This is a genomic window from Streptomyces sp. NPDC057287, from assembly GCF_042667905.1.
Taxonomy (GTDB): Bacteria; Actinomycetota; Actinomycetes; order Streptomycetales; family Streptomycetaceae; genus Streptomyces.
The window spans coordinates 134,132-152,983 of sequence record NZ_JBHUYV010000016.1; the positions used below are offsets into that span (position 1 = coordinate 134,132).

Here is an 18,852-nt window from a genome sequence, read left to right on the forward strand (position 1 = left end):
GTGATCAGCCTTCCTGGAGGGTGGTGAGGCCGTGCGCGATGAAGACGGGGACGAGGTCGCCGATGCGGTCGAAGCCGGCTCCGACGGTCTGGCCCAGGGTGTAGCGGTAGTGGATGCCCTCGAGGATCACGGCGAGCTTGAACCACGCGAAGGCCGTGTACCAGGAGATGGCGGAGGTGTCGCGGCCGGAGCGGGCCGCGTAGCGCTCGATCAGCTCGGCGGGGCTGGGATGGCCGGGCGCGCCGCTCGTGGTGGAGACCGGCGAGGCGGGCAGGTCGAGGTCGGAGCTGTACATCACCAGCAGGCCGAGGTCGGTCAACGGGTCGCCGAGCGTGGACATCTCCCAGTCCAGCACCGCCTTGATCCGGTCGTCCTGGCCGATGAGCACGTTGTCCAGGCGGTAGTCACCGTGGACGACGGTCGGCGCGGGGGAGTCCGGGAGCTCCCTGCCGAGCGCCGCGTGCAGCTCGTCGATCCCGGCGAGCTCACGGTTGCGGGAGGCGTCGAGCTGCTTGCCCCAGCGCCGCAGCTGCCGGTCCAGGAAGCCGTCTGGACGCCCGAAGTCGCCGAGCCCGACGGCCTCCGGGTCCACGGCATGCAGGTCCACCAGGGTGTCGACGAGCCCCAGCACGACGGCCCTGGTGCGCTCGGCGCCGAGCGGGGCGAGCTGCTCGGCGGTGCGGTACGGGGTTCCCCCGACGTACTCCATGACGTAGAAGGGCGAGCCGATGACGGCGTCGTCCTCGCAGAGCAGCAGGGTCTCCGGCACCGGGACCGCCGTCGCGTGGAGGGCGCTGATCACCCGGTGCTCGCGCTTCATGTCGTGCGCGGTGGCGAGGACGTGGCCCAGGGGCGGCCTGCGCACGACCCACTGTCCGGACCCGTCGGTGACGATGTAGGTGAGGTTCGAGCGGCCGCCCTCGATCACCCGGGCGTCGAGCGGTCCGTTCACCAGCCCCGGCCGCTCACGGTCGAGATGGCCGCGCAGCAGGTCGAGATCGAGACCTGGCGGGTGGACTGGGCTCATGGGGCGCACCTCCGGGACGGTTGAACGGTCGGGACCATGATGCCGACCAGTCGGTATGTCGTCCAGTGTCCGCCCGGAATCCGAGAAGTGATCTCCGGCTCCTCCCGGGGACCGGCTCAGTCGTCCCAGCCCTGCGCCGCCACGAACGCGTCCCCGTGCGCGGCCGACCAGCGGCCCAGCGCCTCGATCGGTTCCAGCAGCGTCCGGCCGAGCGCCGTCAGCGCGTACTCCACGCGCGGCGGAGCCTCGGCGTACGCACGGCGCTCCACCAGCGCGTACTCCTCCAGCCTGCGCAGCGTCTGGGTGAGCACCTTCGCGCTGATGCCGCCGATCTCCGCGCGGAGCTCACCCGGCCTGCGCGGGCCCGCCGCGAGCGCGTACAGGACCACGGGATTCCAGGTGTTCCCCAGCAGGTCGAAGCCGAGCCGCGCCCGGCAGTCGGCGAGCAGCCGGTCCATGCGTTCCCCTTCCCCCGCCCGTTGGGCACCGAACGGTGCGCAACGGGTCCCCTAGCGTCCCCTTCGGCACGACGCTACGTGACCGGACTTCGAAGGGGAGAGACATGCGCATCGGCATCATCGGGACCGGCAACATGGCCGACGCACTGGGCGGCCGGTGGGCGGCGGCCGGCCATCAGGTGCTCTTCGGCGGCAGGTCCGCGGAGCGGGCCGGAGCGCTCGCGGAGCGCACCGGCCAGCGCGCAGGCACGCTCGCGGACGCCGCGGCCCACGGCGACGCGACCCTGCTCGCCCTGCCCCACGACGCGGTGGCGGGTGTGCTGGCCGCACTCGGCGCGGCGGACGGAGCGCTGCGCGGCCGGCTGCTCGTCGACTGCACCAACGCCGTCGGCGCGGGCTTCCGGCTCACCACCGGCAAAGGCCCCGGCGCTGCCCGCGCGATCGCCGACGCCACCGGGGCGCGGGTCGTCAAGGCCTTCAACCACCTGCCCGACTCGGTGTGGAGGCTCGCCGCGCCCTCCTTCCCCGACGGTCCGCTCACCGTCCCGCTGTGCGGCGACGACGCGGCGGCCCTGGAGACGGTCGGGACCCTGGTCCGGGACCTCGGCTGCCTGCCCCTGACCGTGGGCGGGCTCGACCGGGCCGCGTATCTGGAGGCGACCACCGCCTTCGTCATCGGGCTCTGGCACTCCGGCCACGACCCCCGCACCCTGCTGCCGCCCTTCGACGTGGTCACGGCCTGAGTTGCGGGGACCCCCGGGCGCGCCGATCGTCGGAGGATGAAGGCGATCAGCTACAGCAGGTACGGCTCGGCCGACGTCCTGGAGTACGGCGAACGGCCCGACCCCAAGGTCGGCCCCGACTCGGTCCTGGTGAAGGTGCGGGCCGCCGCCGTCAATCCCGTCGACTGGAAGGCCCGCGAGGGCTATCTCCAGGCGGGGCTCGAAGCGGTGTTCCCCGTCATCCCCGGCTGGGACGTCTCCGGTGTCGTGGTCCAGCCCGGAGCCGCCGTGGACGAGTTCGCGGTGGGGGACGAGGTCATCGGCTACGTGCGCGAGGACTTCCTCTCGCGCGGGACGTTCGCCGAGTACGTCGCCGCGCCCGTGCGCACCCTCGCCCGCAAACCCCTGAGCATCGGCTTCGAGGAAGCCGCGGGCCTCCCGCTGTGCGGCCTCACCGCCTACCAGGTGCTGCACCACAGCCTGAAGATCCGGGAGGGCGAGACCGTCCTCGTCCACGCCGCCGCCGGCGGGGTCGGGTCGCTCGCCGTCCAGCTCGCCCGGCACGCGGGCTGCCGGGTCGTCGGCACCGCCGGACCCCACAACCACGACTACGTGCGCCGGCTGGGCGGCGAACCGGTGGAGTACGGCGAGGGGCTGGCCGGCCGGCTGCGGGAGCTCGCCCCCGACGGCTTCGACGCGGCGTTCGACACCGTCGGCGGGGAGGCGCTCCGGATCTCCGCCGAGACCCTCGCCCCCGGTGGCCGGCTCGCGTCCATCGCCGACGGCGAGGTCTTCTCCTACGGCGGGCGCTACGCCTTCGTACGGCCCGACGCCACGGACCTCGCCCACCTCGCGGGACTGGCCGAGCAGGGCATCGTCTCCGTCCACGTGGACCGGGTGTTCCCTCTGGAGCAGGCCGCCGACGCCTACCGGCTGAACCAGGAGGGCCGTACCCGCGGCAAGATCGTCGTCTCCGTGGACTGGGAGGACTGAGGGCCCGCTCCGCCGGGCGGGGCGGCCGGTCAGAACAGCGTCGCGGCGGCGAACACCGCGAGCGCGACCGTGCACGCGGCCGCCGTCAGCGCGCGGCGGGGCGACAGCGGGGCGGGCTCCGCGCTCCCCATGCCCGTCACCCTGCGGTGCGCCACCGCGAGGAAACCCAGCCAGGCCAGCAGGGACAGGGCCACCGCGAGCACCCCCGCCGTCGTCGCCCCGCCGTGCAGCGCCTGCCGCATCGCGAGCAGGGCCACCACCGTGCAGGACAGGGTGGTGCGCCGCCAGGCCAGTCGCGTCCGCTCCGGCTGGAGGCCGGGATCGCGCTCCGCGGAGGTCACCGGCCCTCCCAGCCGAACAGGACCACCACCACCATCGCGACCGCCACCACCGCGACCACGAGGCTGAGCAGCGCGGGGAAGTGCGACGCCGGGAGGTCCTCGCCGCGCCGCATCGCCCGCTCGCACCGGACCCAGTGGTTGACGGCGCGCAGGGAGCAGAGCACCCCGGCCGCCAGCAGTCCGAGGGCCAGCCCGGCGCGTATGCCCCAGGCCAGGCCCGGCAGGAACTGGTCGACGGCGAAGCCGCCGCCGATGAGTGCGAGGGCCGTCCGGATCCAGGCGAGGAAGGTGCGCTCGTTGGCGAGGGAGAAGCGGTAGTCGGGGGTGTCGCCCTCCTCGCGGATCCGCTCCGGCGCGAACCACAGACGCAGACCCCGTACGAAGTCGCTCACGCGCCGGCCCCCGTCCTGCCCGCGGCCCGGAACGCCCGCAGCCGGTGGTAGGTCTCCAGCCCGTCCGGCACCCACGTCCACGTGTCCAGGCGTTCCTCCACCTCGGCGTCGGTCAGGAAGGTGTGCCAGGCGACCTCCTCCGCCTGCGGGTCCACCGGCACCGGGCAGCGCACCTCGTACACGTACGACCACCAGGTGTGCCTCGGGCTCTCGTAGAGGAACTTGAAGAGGGGCGTGGGGCGGGGGAGGCCGGAGACCCCCAGCTCCTCCTCGGCCTCCCGCAGCGCGGCCTCGTCGTACGACTCGCCCGCGCCCACCACCCCGCCGACGAACATGTCGTGGTGCGAGGGGAAGACCAGCTTCGTGGCCGTCCTGCGGTGGACGAAGAGCCGGCCCGCCGTGTCCCTGGCCTCGATGAAGACGCAGCGGTGGCGCAGGCCGCGCGCGGTGGCCTCGCCGCGGGGCATCTGCCCGACCACCTCGTCGTTCTCGTCGACCGTGTCCAGGATCTCGTCAGCCGGATTCATGGGGTCCATCCAACATCAACCGGTCGGCGGCCGTGGATCCGTGTCGCTCCTTCCCCTCCGGCATCGCCGGGTGCAGCCCCAGCAGCACGATCCCGGCCACGATCGCCGCGAGCCCCGCGGCCTGCCAGGCCAGGGCGCCGGTGTCGGTACGCACCTGGTCGCCGAGGAACCCGATCCCACAGGCGATCCCCGAGAGGGGCTGCGCGGCGGTCAGCGCCGGCAGGGACATCCGCAGCGGCCCCGCCTCGAACGCGCTCTGGACCAGGAGCAGCCCGGTCACCCCCAGGACGAGGACGGCGTACGGGTACCAGCTCGTCAGCAGCGCGTCCCAGCCGTCGTCCGACAGCCGCTCACCGCTGAGCCTGGTCAGGGCGTCCTGCAGGCCGTAGAGCAGCCCTGCCGCCAGACCGAGGAAGACAGGGGTCCCCCGCGTCCGGGGGTGTCGGGCACATGCGGTCAGGACCAGGGCGAGACCCGCTCCCACGCCGAGCACCAGCCACTGCCTCAGGGACGACGTCTCCGCCTCACCGCCCTGGGGCTCGCCCGCCAGCAGGAACGCGGTGACGCCGCCCGCCAGCAGACAGAGTCCTCCCCAGCCCTGTCGCCCCAGGGACTGGCCGGTGCGGTGGCGTGACAGGGCCATCGCGAAGAGGAGATTGGTGGCCAGGAGAGGTTCCACGACGGACACCTCGCCCTGGCCGAGGGCAAGGGCCCCGAGGACCATCCCGCAGACCATCAGGCCGAGCCCGGCCAGCCAGCTCGGCACCCGCATCAGGTCGAGCAGCAGACGGGGCGAGAGGAAATCGCTCAGGGGCGCGCGGCGGGCGGCGTCCTGCTGGAGCACGAAGCCGAAGCCCAGGCAGCAGGCGGCGCCCACGGACAGCAGGATTACCAGCACCGACACGGTCCGACGATAGCCCGGCAGACGTACAGGATCGGTGAGGGCGCCATCGACCGGACGGTTGACGTGGGCGCGGCCCGTACCGAAGATCTGACCCACAAGTAACTTGGCTGCCGCGCCCGCCGCTGCCCCGCACCGCCCCGAAGGATGGAACCCATGGCGTACGACGCTGATGTGATCGTGATCGGGGCAGGGCTCGCGGGGCTGGTGGCCACCGCGGAGCTCGTCGACGCGGGCCGCTCGGTGATCCTGCTCGACCAGGAGCCCGAGCAGTCCCTGGGCGGCCAGGCGCACTGGTCCTTCGGCGGGCTCTTCCTCGTCGACTCGCCCGAACAGCGCCGGTTCCGGATCAAGGACAGCCACGACCTGGCCCTCCAGGACTGGTACGGCACGGCCGGCTTCGACCGCGACGAGGACCACTGGCCGCGCAAGTGGGCGGAGGCGTACGTCGACTTCGCGGCCGGGGAGAAGCGGTCCTGGCTGCACGCCCAGGGACTGCGGTTCTTCCCCGTCGTCGGCTGGGCCGAACGCGGGGGCTACGACGCGAACGGCCACGGCAACTCCGTCCCCCGCTTCCACATCACCTGGGGCACCGGGCCCGGCGTCGTCGCCCCCTTCGAGCGGCGGGTCCGCGAAGGCATGGCGAAGGGCCTCGTCCAGGCGCGCTTCCGGCACCGGGTGACCGGCCTGGGCCGCTCGGCGGGAGCGGTCGACACGGTCACCGGCGAGATCCTCGAGGAGAGCGGCGCCGAGCGGGGCACCGCGAGCAGCCGCGAGGTGACCGGCGCCTTCGAGCTCAGGGCCCAGGCCGTGATCGTCACGTCCGGGGGCATCGGGGGAAACCACGACCTCGTGCGCGCCCAGTGGCCCGAGCGGCTGGGCACCCCGCCCGAGAAGATGCTCTCAGGGGTCCCCGCCCACGTCGACGGGCTCATGCTGGGCATCACCGAGAAGGCCGGGGCCCACCACATCAACCGCGACCGGATGTGGCACTACACCGAGGGCATCGAGAACTGGAGCCCGATCTGGGACAAGCACGGCATCCGGATCCTGCCCGGCCCGTCCTCCCTCTGGCTGGACGCCCGCGGCAAGCGGCTCCCGGTCCCGCTCTTCCCGGGCTTCGACACGCTGGGCACCCTCGAACACATCATGAGGTCGGGCCACGGCTACACCTGGTTCGTCCTGGACCAGAAGATCATCGGCAAGGAGTTCGCGCTCTCCGGCTCCGAGCAGAATCCCGACCTGACCGGGAAGTCGGTCCGCGACGTCATCGGCAGGGCGCGCGCCGACGTCCCCGCACCGGTCAGGGCGTTCATGGACAAGGGCGTGGACTTCGTCGTCGAGAAGGACCTCGGCGCCCTCGTACGGGGCATGAACGCGCTCACCGGCGAAGGGCTCATCGACGAGGAGGACCTGCGCCGCGAGATCACGGCCCGCGACCGCGAGATCGCCAATCCCTTCACCAAGGACCTGCAGATCACGGCGATCAACGGGGCCCGCTCCTACCTCGGCGACAAGCTGATCCGCACGGCGAAGCCGCACCGCATCCTCGACCCGGCCGCGGGCCCGCTCATCGCCGTACGGCTGAACATCCTGACCCGCAAGTCCCTCGGCGGGCTGGAGACGGACCTGTCCTCCCGCGTCCTGACCGAGGACGGCACCCCGCTGCCCGGGGTCTACGCGGCGGGGGAGGCGGCGGGCTTCGGCGGCGGCGGGGTCCACGGCTACCGCTCCCTGGAGGGCACCTTCCTCGGCGGCTGCATCTTCTCGGGCCGGGCGGCGGGCCGGGCGGCGGCGGAGGCGATCGGCTGAACGCCCCCGGCCGGCCTCCGGGCACACCGGGCGGTGTGCCCGGAGGCCGGCCGCAGCGTGGACAGGGAGAACCCAGGTGTTCCGGGGCCACAGGTGTCCCGTGTCTCCGGGCCCGCCGTCAGACGAGCCGCTCCACCACCCGGAACCGCTCCGCCACGATCATCGTCGAGTCGTCCACGGTGAACAGCGGGTCCCCGAGCGCCTCCCTCATCTCCTCGCTGTGCCAGAACCCCTCGTGTCCCGCCCGCCAGTCGGCCACCGACGCGTATCCCTCTCCCTCGTCGAGCGCGTGCCGCAGATCCACCGAACCCAGTGGCAGCACCCGGACCTCCGTGAGCTCGACCACGGCCACCTCCCGCCCGTCGGAGTCGATGAGCGCCGACCGCTCGCCCACCGGCGGGAGTTCCTCGCGCTCGATCTCGTACTCCAGGAGCAGCCCGGACGTGGAGACCTTCTCGCCCGAGAGCACGGCGGCCACGAGCTGGTCGCGCAGCGCCCCGGGGAAGGCGAGGAGGAGGGGCTTGAGCGGTTCACGGTTCTCCATGGCGGCAGTGTGGCACGCGTCACGCCCTCCTCCTCCGTCACTCCCGTGAGGGTGCTCGCGAACTGCGCGAATGGTTCGAGGCGGCCCGTTCCGCGGTCAACTACCTTCACCGTGAACCTGGTTGGTGCAGACCTGCCCTTGACGAGAAGCCTTGCCTACCGCTTTGCTGTGCGCGATCGTTTGCTCGCACACGGCATCGAAATGTGCCGGCGTCATGTCGAAGTCGAAAAGGAACCCTGCGGATGTCTCCGCCTCCGCCGCCCCTGGGCCGTGCCCGCCGCAAGGGCGGACGCTCGGACCACGCCTTCGACCCGGCCCTCGGCGACAGCGAACTCATCGACGTACGGCAGCAGTTCGCGCAGGGGCGCTGGACCCGGGCCCGTGCCCTGCTCGTCGCGACGGGCGCGGACTGGGACCTCCGGGGCCATCGGCTCCTCGCCCTCGCCGCCGTCCCGTCCGCCGCCGGCTGGGCGCGCGACTGGCTGCTCGCCGAACCCGGCAGCCCCGACGCCACGACGCTCCTCGCCTGCGCCACCGTCGCCCGGGCCCAGCGCCGCAAGGCCGCGCCCGCCGAGAGCGGCCCGGCCCGCGAGGCCTGCCTGGCCGCCGCCGCGCTCGACCCCGCCGACCCCACCCCCTGGCTCGGGCTGATGACCCTGGAGCGCACCCACGGCACCCACGAGGAGACCGCCAGGCACTTCGAGGAGATCCGCGCGCGGCACCCCGAACACCACCACGCCCACCACCTCATGACGGCCGCGCTCGCCGAGGCGCACCCCGAGAACGACCCGCTCCACGAGGTGTACGACTTCGCCGCGTGGGCCGCCGAACAGGCCCCCGCGGACTCGCCGCTCGCCGTGCTCCCCGTCGTCGCCCACGCGGAGCGCTACCGCGTCCTGGTCGCGGCCGGCGCGGTGTCCGACGACCCGGCAGCCTCCGGCCACTGGTCGGGACGCCGGGCCAGGCAGGTGATGAAGGCCGCCTTCGACTGGTGGCTCGAATGGGAACGCGAGGACCACCCCCGCCACCGCGCCGACCTCAACTTCCTCGCCCACGCCAAGACCTGCGAGGGCCGCCCCGCCGAGGCCGCCGCACTCTTCCACCGCATCGGTCCCCACGCGACCGAGGCGCCGTGGTCGTACGCGGGCCGCGACCCCTACCCCGAATTCCTCGCCGCGCGCACCCTCGCGCTCGGTGCCCCCTGACGCACGTTTCTCGACGAAGGGACCATCCCCGCCATGTCGACGGGCAGAACAGATACGAGCGAGACCGGAACAGCAGGCGACACCGGCGGGATCAGCACCTACAAGGGCGAGGAACGCGCCCTGCGCGCCGACCGGCTCGGCACTCCCGGGCTGCTCCTCTCCGTCCTCGCCGCGAGCGCCCCCCTGATGGTCGTCGCCGGGGTGATGCCGACGGTCTTCGGCGTGATGGGCATCGTCGGGCAGCCTCTTCTCTACGTCATCCTCGGCGTCGTCCTGATGCTGTTCGGCGTCGGCTACGCGGAGATGAGCCGGCACGTCCACAACGCCGGTGCCTTCTACGCGTACATCGCCCGCGGTCTCGGCGCCACGGCCGGTGCGGGCGCCTCGCTCGTCGCCCTCGTCGCCTACAGCGCCATGCAGGTCGGCATCTACGGCATCCTCGGCTTCGAGGTCTCCGGCCTCTTCGCCACCTATCTCGACATCGACCTCCGGTGGTGGATCCCCGCCCTGCTGGCCGTGGCCGTCGTCGGCGTGCTGGGCTGGCTGAAGATCGACCTCAACGCCAAGGTCCTCGGCGTGCTGCTCGTCGTCGAGTGCGCGCTCGTCGTGATCTTCGACATCGCCGCCGTCGGCAAGCCGGGCCCCGAAGGCCTGTCCTTCCACGCGTTCAACCCCGAGACCCTCACCGGAGCGGGCCTCGGAACCGCGCTCTGCTTCTGCATCGCGGCGTTCGTCGGCTTCGAGCAGGCCCCGGTGTACGCCGAGGAGACCAGCCGCCCGCAGGTGGTCGTGTCCCGCGTGATGTTCCTGGCCGTCGGCTACGCGGCCCTCTTCCTCGCCGTCAGCTCCTGGGCCCTGACGGTCGCCGCGGGGCCCTCGTCCATCGCGGACACCTCGCTCAAGGAGGGTCCGGGCATGCTCTTCGGCCTCACCGAGGAGCGGCTCGGCACCACCTTCACCGACGTCCTGCACGTCCTCTTCGTCACCGGCATGTTCGCGGCGCTGCTCAGCTTCCACAACGTGGTCGCCCGCTACGCGTTCGCCATGGGGCGCGAGGGGCTCCTCCCCGCGGCCTTCGGCCGCACCAACAGGTCGAGCGGGGCCCCCGCCACCGGCTCCATGCTCCAGTCCGCGGTCTCCGCCGTGATCGTGCTCGCCTTCGCGCTCACCGACGACAACCCCGTGGGCGACCCCACCGCGCCCGTCCTGCACCTGTTCACCTGGATGGGCAACGTCGGCGCCCTCGGGGTCATCGTGCTGATGGCCGCCGCCTCCTTCGCCGTCATCGCCTTCTTCGTGCGGCGCGGCGCCGGCCGGGTCCAGGCGCCCAGGCTGGTGGCCTCGGGGCTCGCCGGCCTGGCCCTGCTGGCCATCGCCGTCCTCACCGTGCGGGACTTCGACGTCCTGGTCGGCTCGGGCCCCGGCTCGTCGCTGAACTGGCTGCTGCCCGGCGTCATCGTCCTCGCCCTCGTGGGAGGGCTGGCCTACGGGGCGGTGCTGCGCCGCACCAAGCCCGAGGTCCACGCGCGGATCGGTCTCGGCAACGAGGCGTTCCAGCTGGAGAAGACGGCGGAGGGCGCGACCGTGCGGCACTGAGCCGCCGATTCTTACCGAAGCATGACGCGCACCCGCGGCCCCTGGTGAAGGACGGCCGCGGGTGTTCGAATGAGTGGGTGAACAGTCCCCCTCCCGGCCCCTCTCCCGACGACGGCGCGCCCGTCGGCCGCCGTCTGGTGCTGACCATGCTCGGCCTCGGCGCCGCCGGGGTGGTGGCCGCCCCGGTGCTGCAACGCTCGCTGGAGAGCGGCCTCGGCGCCGTCGCCGACAAGGACCCGACCGGGCTGACCGGCCTGCTGCCCAACGGCGGCGGCTTCCGCTACTACTCGGTCACCTCCTCCGTGCCGCACAAGGGCGCCGCGGACTACCGGCTGACCGTCGACGGCCTCGTGGAGCGCCCGGCGACGTACACGCTGGACTCCCTGAAGGCGCTGCCGCAGACCCGCATGGTGCGCGACGTCCAGTGCGTCACTGGCTGGCGCGTGCCCGAGACCCCGTTCGAAGGGGTCAGGCTCTCGGCGCTGCTGGACGCGGCAGGGGTGCGGCCCGGCGCGAAGGCGATCCGCTTCACCTGTTTCGACGGTGCCTACAGTGAGAGCCTCACCCTGGAACAGGCCCGGCGCCCGGACGTCCTGGTCGCCCTGCGCATGCAGGACAAGCCGCTGGCCCACGCGCACGGCGGCCCGGTCCGGCTGTACGTCGCCCCCATGTACTTCTACAAGTCCGCAAAATGGCTCTCCGGGATCACCGTCACCGACTCCGTGCGCCCCGGCTACTGGGAGGAGCTCGGTTATGACGTCGACGCCTGGGTCGGCCGGTCCAACGGCCGCGACGACGCCCCCACCGTCTGAATCCGCTCCGAGGATGCGCCGCTTCACCACTGCCGAGCGCTGGGTGCACCGCACCACGGCCTGGCTGGTGCTGCTCTGCGTGGCCACGGCGGCCTGCCTGTACGTCCCCCAGCTCGCGGAGCTCGTCGGCCGCCGCCACCTCGTCGTCACGGTGCACGAGTGGTCCGGGCTCCTGATTCCCGTACCGCTCCTGGCGGGGCTGGTCTCCAGGGCCCTGCGCGCCGACCTCTCCCGGCTCAACCGGTTCGGGCCGCACGACCGTGAGTGGCTGCGGGCCGCCCTGCGCCGCGACCGCACGCCGGGGTCCCGCCCGGCAGGGAAGTTCAACGCGGGCCAGAAGCTCTACGCCGCGTGGATCGCGGGCGCCGTGCTCGTGATGACCGGCACCGGGCTGCTGATGTGGTTCACGGGGCTCGCCCCGCTGGTGTGGCGCACGGGCGCGACCTTCGTGCACGACTGGCTCGCGCTCGCGGTCGGCGTCGTCCTCGCCGGGCACATGGCGAAGGCGCTCGCCGATCCGGAGGCACGCCGTGGCATGCGCACCGGATCGGTCGAGCGCCCCTGGGCCCGTTCCGAGCACCCGCTGTGGCGGGAGCCGGAGGAGTAGTGCCGTCTACAACACCAGAGACAGCAGCAGGATGAAGCCGAGCGAGACGACGGAGATGATCGTCTCCATCACCGACCAGGTCTTGATCGTCTGCGGGACGTCCATGCCGAAGTACTCCTTCACCAGCCAGAACCCCGCGTCGTTGACGTGGCTGAAGAAGAGCGAACCCGCACCGACCGCGAGGACGAGCAGCGCGACGTGCGACGTCGACAGGTCGGCGGCCAGCGGAGCGACCAGACCGGCCGCCGAGATGGTGGCCACCGTCGCCGAGCCCGTCGCCAGCCGTATCGCCACGGCGATGAGCCAGCCCAGCAGCAGGGCGGGGACCGACCAGTTCTCGGAGAACTCCAGGATCATCTGACCCACACCGGCATCGATGAGCGTCTGCTTGAACCCGCCGCCGGCACCCACGATCAGGAGGATGCCCGCGATCGGGGCGAGCGACTTCTCGACGGTGCCGGAGAGGCGGGCCCTGGTGAATCCGGCAGCCCGGCCCAGGGTGAACATGCCGACGATCACGGCTGCGAGCAGGGCGATCAGCGGCGAGCCGATGACATCGGTGACCCGCTGGACGTGGTTCTCCGGGTCGTCCACGACGATGTCGACGAGCGCCTTGACGAGCATCAGCACGACGGGCAGCAGGATCGTCGCCAGGGTCGCGCCGAAGCTGGGCCGGCGGTCCAGCTCCTCCGACGGGCGCGTCGGGATCATCTTCTCCGGCGCCTCGATGTCCACCCAGCGGGCGGCGTAGCGGGAGAAGACCGGGCCCGCGATGATCACGGTGGGGATGGCCACCAGCACACCGAGGGCCAGCGTGATGCCCAGGTTGGCACCGAGGGCGTCGATGGCCACCAGCGGGCCGGGGTGCGGCGGGATGAGCCCGTGCATCACGGACAGACCGGCGAGCGCCGGGATGCCGATCCGCATCAGGGAGTAGTTGCCGCGCTTGGCGACCAGCAGCACCACCGGAATCATCAGGACGATTCCGACCTCGAAGAACAGCGGAAGCCCGATGATCGAGGCGATCAGGACCATCGCCCACGGCATCGCGCGCCCGCTCGTCCTGGCGAGGATCGTGTCGACGATCTGGTCGGCGCCGCCGGAGTCGGCGAGCAGCTTGCCCAGGATGGCGCCGAGAGCGATGAGGACTCCGACACCCGCGACGGTCGAGCCGAGGCCCGCGGTGAAGCTGGTGATCGTCTTCGCCGGGTTGGCGCCGGCGAAGGAGCCGAGTGCGAGCGAGCCGATGGTCAACGCGAGGAACGCGTGCATCTTGAGCTTGGTGATGAGCAGGACGATGACGGCGATGCCCGCCAGGACGGCGATGCCCAGCTGCGCGTTGCCGGCCGAAGTGATGGGTTCGACGGCATCCGCTGCCAGCATCTCGACGCTGAGACTGGTCACGGTGGTGATCCTTAGTTCGCGAGCCGGCGCAGCGCGGCGACGGCCCGTTCGGTGATTTCCTCGGGGGTGCCGGACACGTCGACGGAGACGCCCGCCTCGTCCTCCTGCAGCGGCTGCAGGGTCGCGAACTGGGAGTCGAGCAGCGCGGTCGGCATGAAGTGGCCCTTGCGGTCCGCCATGCGGCGTTCGATGAGTGACCGGTCGCCGGTCAGATGAAGGAAGACGGCACCGGGCGCCTCGGCCCTCAGCCGGTCGCGGTATACACGCTTGAGCGCCGAGCTGCTGACGACGCCGCCGAGCCCCGCCCGGCCGTGCGCCCACTGCCCGATCGCGTCCAGCCACGGCCAGCGGTCGTCGTCGTCCAGGGGGGTGCCGGCGGACATCTTGGCGATGTTGGCCGGCGGGTGGAAGTCGTCGCCCTCGGCGTAGGGGAAGCCGAGGGCGTCGGCGAGCAGGGGGCCGATCGTGGTCTTGCCGGTCCCTGCTACGCCCATCACCACGACGACGTGGGGGGTGCTCATTGGTGCCTCGCTGTCTTCATCGACATCGGTCCGTCGACATCGGTCCGTCGCGCTACTGAAACCCATTACATACGACTTATTCAAGAGGCTGTGACATAAACGTCGTACTTATTCTTCCCGTGAGCAGCCCCGTAGGCTTGTGGGCATGACCACACCTGCCCAGGGGCTCCATACGCATGTGCTGGACACCCTGGGCCTGGAGATCGCCGCGGGGGAGTCCCCGCCCGGCCTGGTCCTGCGCACCGACGAGCTGGCCCAGCGCTTCGACGTGTCACGCACCGTCGTGCGCGAAGTGGTCCGCGTCCTCGAGTCCATGCACCTGGTCGAGTCCCGGCGCCGGGTCGGTGTGACCGTGCGGCCCACCGAGGAGTGGAACGTCTACGACCCCCAGGTCATCCGCTGGCGCCTCGCCGGCGCCGACCGGCCCCGCCAGCTCCGCTCCCTCACCGTGCTGCGGTCCGCCGTCGAACCCGTCGCCGCGGGCCTCGCCGCCCGGCACGCCACGGCCGGACAGTGCGCGGCGCTCACGGAATGCGCCCTCGGCATGGTGGCGACCTCGCGCGGCCAGCAACTGGAGGGCTACCTCCGGCACGACATCGCCTTCCACCGCATCGTGCTCAACGCGTCCGGCAACGAGATGTTCGCGCGCCTGGGCGACGTCGTCGCCGAGGTCCTCGCCGGGCGCACCCACCACCAGGTGATGTTCGAGGACCCCGATCCCGCCGCCGTCACGCTCCACGTCCGGCTCGCCGAAGCCGTACGCGAGGGGGACGCCGAAGGGGCCGAGCGGCTGACCAAGGAGATCGCCGTCGGCGCGCTGCACGAACTGGACGTGCTCGCGCCCTGAAGGGCCCTCAGGCGCCGGGCCGGGAGGCGGTCAGGTGCCCCAGCCGCGCGGACGCCGCGGCCAGCACCATCTCCAGCGCCGCCGGATATCCGCTGCGGCCCATCTCCGCGACGAGCACCGGAGCGGTCGCGGCGATGTTGGGGTGGGTCCGCGCCGACTGCCGGGCGTAGACCTCCGGCCAGGCCCGGACCTCCAGGGCGCGGGCCTGCTCCGAGAGCACCAGGGTCGAGGCGTCCAGCGCGGCGAACGACAGCGTCTGGTCGACGAAGACGTGGTAGATCCGCACCGCCTCGGCGTCCGGGAACCCCGCCCCGCGCAGCACCCCGAGGATCGCCTCCACCGACCGGACCTCGTGCGTCCGGCCGGTCACCCGCGAACAGGTCAGCATCGCCGCCTGCGGATGCGCCAGGCAGTCCGCGTGCATCCGCAGCCCCAGGGCGCGCAGATCGGCCCGCCATTCGCCGGTCGGCCGCCAGGCGCGCAGAGTCCGTCCGATCAGCTCGTCGGCCACCGCCAGGAGCAGCTCGTCCGTGTCCCGGAAGTACCGGTAGAGCGCGCTCGGATCGCAGCCCAGCGCCGCGCCGAGCCTGCGCACGGTGAGCGCCGCCGCCCCGTGCTCACCGATGAGCCGCAGCGCCGTCTCCACGATCAGCTGCTCCGACAGCACCGTGCCCTGCTTCGTGGGGCGCCTGCGGCGACGCGCGCCCTCGGCCACCACCCGCTCGCTCGCGTTCATGCGGGGCACCTTATGACAACAGCGTTGACGTGCGGAACCCCCGGGGAGTTCGATGTGCCGCCATCGGGGCCGACAGACGCCCCCCCCGGCGAAGGAGCGGCCATGACGTCCCCTCGTACACCCTCCGGCGGCGCACCACCGGCGTCCGCGGGCCTGAACAAGAACCTCGGCGTGATCGACGGCTTCGCCATCGCGGCCTCGTCGACCGCGGCCACCACCAGCATCGGGATCGGGCTCGGTGTCACCGCGGGCGCCGTGGGGCTGCACCTGCCGATCATCATGCTGCTCGCCTTCCTGCCCGTCCTGGGCATCGCGAGCGCGTACTCCCGGCTCAACGCCGTCGAGCCGAACATGGGCAGCGGCTACGTCTGGGTCGGACGCTCCCTCAGCCCCTGGCTCGGCTTCCTGGTCGGCTGGATCGGCATCGTCGCCACCATGGTCTTCCTCGCCTACACCACCACCGTCACCGGCTCCGCCCTGCTCCAGCTCGCCGGCGAGGCCGGAGTGCGCGAGGCGGCCGGGCTCCGGCTCGACCCGGACTCCACCGCGCAGTCGACCGTGCTCGGCATCGTGGTCCTGGTCGCCGTCACCCTCACCGCGGTCACCGGCCTCCGGTCGGCCGCCAACCTCCAGAAGTACCTGCTGGTGTTCGAGTACGTGGTCCTCCTCGGCTTCTGCGGATACGGCCTGTTCGCCGGCCCGCACCCCTTCAGCCTCGACTGGATCAACCCGTTCACCATCCCCTCCGGGCAACAGCTCGCCCAGGGGCTCCTGCTCTCCGTCTTCTGCTTCTGGGGCTTCGAGGCCTCGTTCAGCGTCACCGAGGAGGTCCGCGACCCCAGGGACGCCTCCAAGGCCGGCATCATCACGCTCTTCACCATGCTCGGCCTGTTCCTGCTCGGCTCCTTCGCCTTCCAGCGCGTCCTGTCCCTCGACGAACTCACCGGCCACGGCGCCCAGGGCCTCACCTACTTCGGGGACCGGCTGGCCGACCAGCCGCTCGCCGCGCTGCCGCTGATCGCCCTGACCTTCTCCGCCGTGGCGTCCCTGCAGTCCGGCGTGATCCCCACCGTCCGCGGCATGTTCGCGATGGGCCGCGACCGCACCCTCGGACCGCTCTGGACCAGGGTCAGCCCCCGGTACGGAACGCCCGCGGCCGGAACCGTCGCCGTCGGCTGCGTGGCCGCCGCCATCGCCGTCCTCTCCCTCGTCATCCCGAAGGTCGGCGACCTGATCCTCGCCTCCGTCAACGCGATCGGGGTCGTCGTCGCGCTCTACTACGCCCTCACCGCGCTGGCCGCCGCGGCACGTTTCCGGGGCACCGTCCGGGAGGGCTGGAGCCAGGCGCTGCGCGCGGTGGTGCTCCCCGTGGCCGGCGCCCTCGTCCTGCTCGCCCTCGGCGGCTATCTCTGCTGGACCTTCCTCACCTCGGCCGACCACTTCGAGGTCAGCCCGGACAACGGCTGGTTCATGCTCACGTGCCCGGCCCTGATGCTGCTGACCGGACTCCTCGCCGCCGCCTGGGCCAAGTGGGTGCGGAAGTCCCCGTACTTCGCCACCGGCCGCTCCGCCGCACCCGACCCCGGCCCGGAGCCGGCCCCGGACCCGGCCTGACGACGCCCCTTCCCGCACGGCCCGCCCGCCGTCCGGCAGACCGACGAAACGGAACCCTCCCCATGCACCGCGCCCCTGCCGACCTCGTGTTCACCGGCGGCCCCGTCCACACGGCGGACGCCGCCCACACCCGCGCCACCACCGTCGCCGTCACGGGCGAGCGGATCACCGCCGTCGGCCACGACGAGGTACGCGCGCTCATCGGGCCCCGCACCGAGGTCGTCGACCTCGCCGGACGCCTCCTGATCCCCGGCTTCCAGGACGCCCACGTCCACCCGGTCACCGCCGGCCAGGAACTCGCCCGGTGCGACCTCACCGGCGCCGGGGACGCGGCCGCCACCGTCGCCGCCGTACGGGCCTACGCCGACGGGCACCCGGACCGGGAGTGGATCACCGGCGGAGGCTGGTCCATGGAGGCCTTCGACCGAGGAGCCCCCACCCGGCAGCAGCTCGACACCGTCGTCCCGGACCGCCCCGCCTACCTGGTCAACCGCGACCACCACGGTGCCTGGGTCAACAGCCGGGCCCTCGCCCTCGCCGGAATCACCGCCCGCACCCCCGACCCGGCCGACGGCCGCATCGAACGCGACGAACGGGGCGAGCCCACCGGCCTCCTCCAGGAGGGCGCCATGGACCTCGTCGCCCGCCACACACCCCGCTCCACCCCCGCCGACCGGCTCGCCGGCCTCCTCCGCGCCCAGCGGCTGCTCCACGCCCACGGCATCACCGCCTGGCAGGACGCCATCATCGGGGAGTACGGCTCGATGGACGACGTGTCCGACGCCTACCTGACGGCGGACCGCGACGGATCGCTCACCGCCCGCGTCACCGGCGCCCTCTGGTGGGACCGCGAACGCGGCAGCGAGCAGATCCCCGAACTCCTCGCCCGGCGCTCCGAGCTGAGCGGCCGCAACTTCCGGGCCGGGACGGTGAAGATCATGCAGGACGGGGTCGCCGAGACCGGCACCGCCGCCCTCCTCGCCCCGTACCTCGACGCCTGCGGCTGCGCCACGGCCAACAGCGGGACCAGCTTCGTCGACCCCGCCGCACTGTGCCGCTACGTCACCGAACTGGACGCGCTCGGCTTCCAGACCCACTTCCACGCCCTGGGCGACCGCGCGGTGCGCGAGGCCCTGGACGCCGTCGAGGCCGCCCGCGCCGCCAACGGGAACACCGACACCCGCCCCCACCTGGCCCACCTCCAGATCGTGCACCCCGACGACATCCCCCGCTTCCGCGCCCTCGGCGCCACGGCCAACATCCAGCCGCTCTGGGCGGCCCACGAACCCCAGATGGACGAACTGACCATCCCCTTCCTCGGAGACGAACGGGCCGCGCTCCAGTACCCGTTCGCCGCGCTGCTGCACTCCGGGGCCACCGTCGCCGCGGGCTCCGACTGGCCGGTCAGCAGCGCCGATCCGCTGCACGGCATCCACACCGCCGTCAACCGCGTCGCGCCCGGCGGCGACGGGCCCGTCTTCCTCCCGGGCCAGCGCATCTCCCTGACCGACGCGCTCACCGCGTACACGGCCGGCTCGGCGTACGTGAACCACCTGGACGACACCGGCGGCATCCGCGCCGGCGCCCTGGCCGACCTGGTGGTGCTGGACCGCGACCCCTACGCCGCACCCGCGGAGGAGATCGCCCGCACACGGGTCCTCGGGACGTACGTGGGCGGCCGGCGCGTCCACGGGGAGTGACGTACGCGCTCCCTCTCCTCCCTCCCGCCCGGCGCGCCGGGGGAGCGGCACGTGTGTGCCCCACGCGGCGCGCTCCCACGGCACCCCCGGACG

20 protein-coding genes are annotated in these 18,852 nt (G+C 72.6%); 10 read left to right on the forward strand and 10 right to left on the reverse strand.

Going from position 1 to position 18,852, the window contains the following annotated elements; all coding sequences use genetic code 11:
- Window positions 1-4 precede the first annotated feature (4 nt).
- Complete coding sequence (locus ACFUNE_RS27895) at window positions 5-1,027, reverse strand: phosphotransferase family protein (protein WP_383573723.1); 1,023 nt, start codon at window positions 1,025-1,027, stop codon at window positions 5-7.
- A 116-nt stretch (window positions 1,028-1,143) separates the two neighbouring features.
- Entirely contained in the window at window positions 1,144-1,485 is a 342-nt protein-coding gene (locus ACFUNE_RS27900; protein WP_383573724.1) for a winged helix-turn-helix transcriptional regulator, read from the reverse strand.
- 104 nt (window positions 1,486-1,589) lie between these two features.
- On the opposite strand from ACFUNE_RS27900, the gene ACFUNE_RS27905 reads away from it, so the two are divergent.
- Complete coding sequence (locus tag ACFUNE_RS27905) at window positions 1,590-2,228, forward strand: NADPH-dependent F420 reductase (RefSeq protein WP_383573726.1); 639 nt, start codon at window positions 1,590-1,592, stop codon at window positions 2,226-2,228.
- Between the two features lie 36 nt (window positions 2,229-2,264).
- Window positions 2,265-3,200 (forward strand): NADP-dependent oxidoreductase, encoded by a 936-nt coding sequence (locus ACFUNE_RS27910; protein ID WP_383573728.1) that lies wholly within the window; start codon window positions 2,265-2,267, stop codon window positions 3,198-3,200.
- A gap of 29 nt (window positions 3,201-3,229) precedes the next feature.
- On the opposite strand, the gene ACFUNE_RS27915 is transcribed toward ACFUNE_RS27910, so the two are convergent.
- Genes ACFUNE_RS27915 through ACFUNE_RS27930 form a run of 4 tightly spaced genes read right to left on the reverse strand, consistent with a single transcriptional unit; the run spans window position 3,230 to window position 5,364 of the window.
- Window positions 3,230-3,541: a DUF202 domain-containing protein gene (locus ACFUNE_RS27915; protein WP_383573730.1), complete on the reverse strand. Its 312-nt coding sequence runs from the start codon at window positions 3,539-3,541 to the stop codon at window positions 3,230-3,232.
- Window positions 3,538-3,933 (reverse strand): YidH family protein, encoded by a 396-nt coding sequence (locus ACFUNE_RS27920; protein ID WP_383573732.1) that lies wholly within the window; start codon window positions 3,931-3,933, stop codon window positions 3,538-3,540. The genes ACFUNE_RS27915 and ACFUNE_RS27920 overlap by 4 nt, the downstream gene beginning before the upstream one ends.
- Window positions 3,930-4,460 carry an NUDIX hydrolase gene (locus ACFUNE_RS27925; RefSeq protein ID WP_383573734.1) on the reverse strand — a complete coding sequence of 177 codons (531 nt, stop codon included), beginning with the start codon at window positions 4,458-4,460 and terminating at the stop codon, window positions 3,930-3,932. Before ACFUNE_RS27925 ends, ACFUNE_RS27920 begins: the two co-directional genes overlap by 4 nt.
- Window positions 4,447-5,364 carry a DMT family transporter gene (locus tag ACFUNE_RS27930; RefSeq protein WP_383573736.1) on the reverse strand — a complete coding sequence of 306 codons (918 nt, stop codon included), beginning with the start codon at window positions 5,362-5,364 and terminating at the stop codon, window positions 4,447-4,449. The genes ACFUNE_RS27925 and ACFUNE_RS27930 overlap by 14 nt, the downstream gene beginning before the upstream one ends.
- Before the next feature lie 153 nt (window positions 5,365-5,517).
- On the opposite strand from ACFUNE_RS27930, the gene ACFUNE_RS27935 reads away from it, so the two are divergent.
- Complete coding sequence (locus ACFUNE_RS27935; RefSeq protein WP_383573738.1) at window positions 5,518-7,173, forward strand: FAD-binding dehydrogenase; 1,656 nt, start codon at window positions 5,518-5,520, stop codon at window positions 7,171-7,173.
- 118 nt (window positions 7,174-7,291) lie between these two features.
- Here the strand turns inward: ACFUNE_RS27935 and ACFUNE_RS27940 are convergent, their stop codons facing one another.
- Complete coding sequence (locus ACFUNE_RS27940; RefSeq protein ID WP_383573740.1) at window positions 7,292-7,717, reverse strand: ASCH domain-containing protein; 426 nt, start codon at window positions 7,715-7,717, stop codon at window positions 7,292-7,294.
- Between the two features lie 242 nt (window positions 7,718-7,959).
- On the opposite strand from ACFUNE_RS27940, the gene ACFUNE_RS27945 reads away from it, so the two are divergent.
- The 4 genes from ACFUNE_RS27945 to ACFUNE_RS27960 all read left to right on the forward strand — a co-directional run bounded on the left by ACFUNE_RS27945 (window position 7,960) and on the right by ACFUNE_RS27960 (window position 11,937).
- On the forward strand, window positions 7,960-8,922 hold the full coding sequence (locus tag ACFUNE_RS27945) for a hypothetical protein (RefSeq protein ID WP_383573742.1): 963 nt from the start codon (window positions 7,960-7,962) through the stop codon (window positions 8,920-8,922).
- A 33-nt stretch (window positions 8,923-8,955) separates the two neighbouring features.
- Window positions 8,956-10,518 (forward strand): APC family permease, encoded by a 1,563-nt coding sequence (locus ACFUNE_RS27950; RefSeq protein WP_383573744.1) that lies wholly within the window; start codon window positions 8,956-8,958, stop codon window positions 10,516-10,518.
- A gap of 146 nt (window positions 10,519-10,664) precedes the next feature.
- Complete coding sequence (locus ACFUNE_RS27955; protein ID WP_383573824.1) at window positions 10,665-11,330, forward strand: molybdopterin-dependent oxidoreductase; 666 nt, start codon at window positions 10,665-10,667, stop codon at window positions 11,328-11,330.
- A gap of 13 nt (window positions 11,331-11,343) precedes the next feature.
- The gene (locus ACFUNE_RS27960) at window positions 11,344-11,937 is read left to right on the forward strand and encodes a cytochrome b/b6 domain-containing protein (RefSeq protein ID WP_383573746.1); all 594 of its coding nucleotides are present in this window, start codon (window positions 11,344-11,346) and stop codon (window positions 11,935-11,937) included.
- A gap of 6 nt (window positions 11,938-11,943) precedes the next feature.
- Here ACFUNE_RS27960 and ACFUNE_RS27965 read toward each other — a convergent pair whose 3' ends face one another.
- The gene (locus tag ACFUNE_RS27965) at window positions 11,944-13,341 is read right to left on the reverse strand and encodes a GntP family permease (RefSeq protein ID WP_383573748.1); all 1,398 of its coding nucleotides are present in this window, start codon (window positions 13,339-13,341) and stop codon (window positions 11,944-11,946) included.
- Between the two features lie 11 nt (window positions 13,342-13,352).
- Window positions 13,353-13,862 (reverse strand): gluconokinase, encoded by a 510-nt coding sequence (locus tag ACFUNE_RS27970; RefSeq protein ID WP_383573750.1) that lies wholly within the window; start codon window positions 13,860-13,862, stop codon window positions 13,353-13,355.
- 145 nt (window positions 13,863-14,007) lie between these two features.
- On the opposite strand from ACFUNE_RS27970, the gene ACFUNE_RS27975 reads away from it, so the two are divergent.
- The gene (locus ACFUNE_RS27975) at window positions 14,008-14,709 is read left to right on the forward strand and encodes a FadR/GntR family transcriptional regulator (RefSeq protein WP_383573751.1); all 702 of its coding nucleotides are present in this window, start codon (window positions 14,008-14,010) and stop codon (window positions 14,707-14,709) included.
- 7 nt (window positions 14,710-14,716) lie between these two features.
- On the opposite strand, the gene ACFUNE_RS27980 is transcribed toward ACFUNE_RS27975, so the two are convergent.
- Window positions 14,717-15,445, reverse strand: coding sequence for a TetR/AcrR family transcriptional regulator (locus ACFUNE_RS27980; protein ID WP_383573754.1), 729 nt, complete (start codon window positions 15,443-15,445; stop codon window positions 14,717-14,719).
- Window positions 15,446-15,547: 102 nt separating this feature from the next.
- On the opposite strand from ACFUNE_RS27980, the gene ACFUNE_RS27985 reads away from it, so the two are divergent.
- Both ACFUNE_RS27985 and ACFUNE_RS27990 read left to right on the forward strand, forming a co-directional pair.
- Window positions 15,548-17,059 carry an APC family permease gene (locus tag ACFUNE_RS27985; RefSeq protein ID WP_383573756.1) on the forward strand — a complete coding sequence of 504 codons (1,512 nt, stop codon included), beginning with the start codon at window positions 15,548-15,550 and terminating at the stop codon, window positions 17,057-17,059.
- Window positions 17,060-17,121: 62 nt separating this feature from the next.
- Window positions 17,122-18,759 (forward strand): amidohydrolase, encoded by a 1,638-nt coding sequence (locus tag ACFUNE_RS27990; RefSeq protein ID WP_383573758.1) that lies wholly within the window; start codon window positions 17,122-17,124, stop codon window positions 18,757-18,759.
- The last annotated feature ends 93 nt before the right edge of the window (window positions 18,760-18,852 follow it).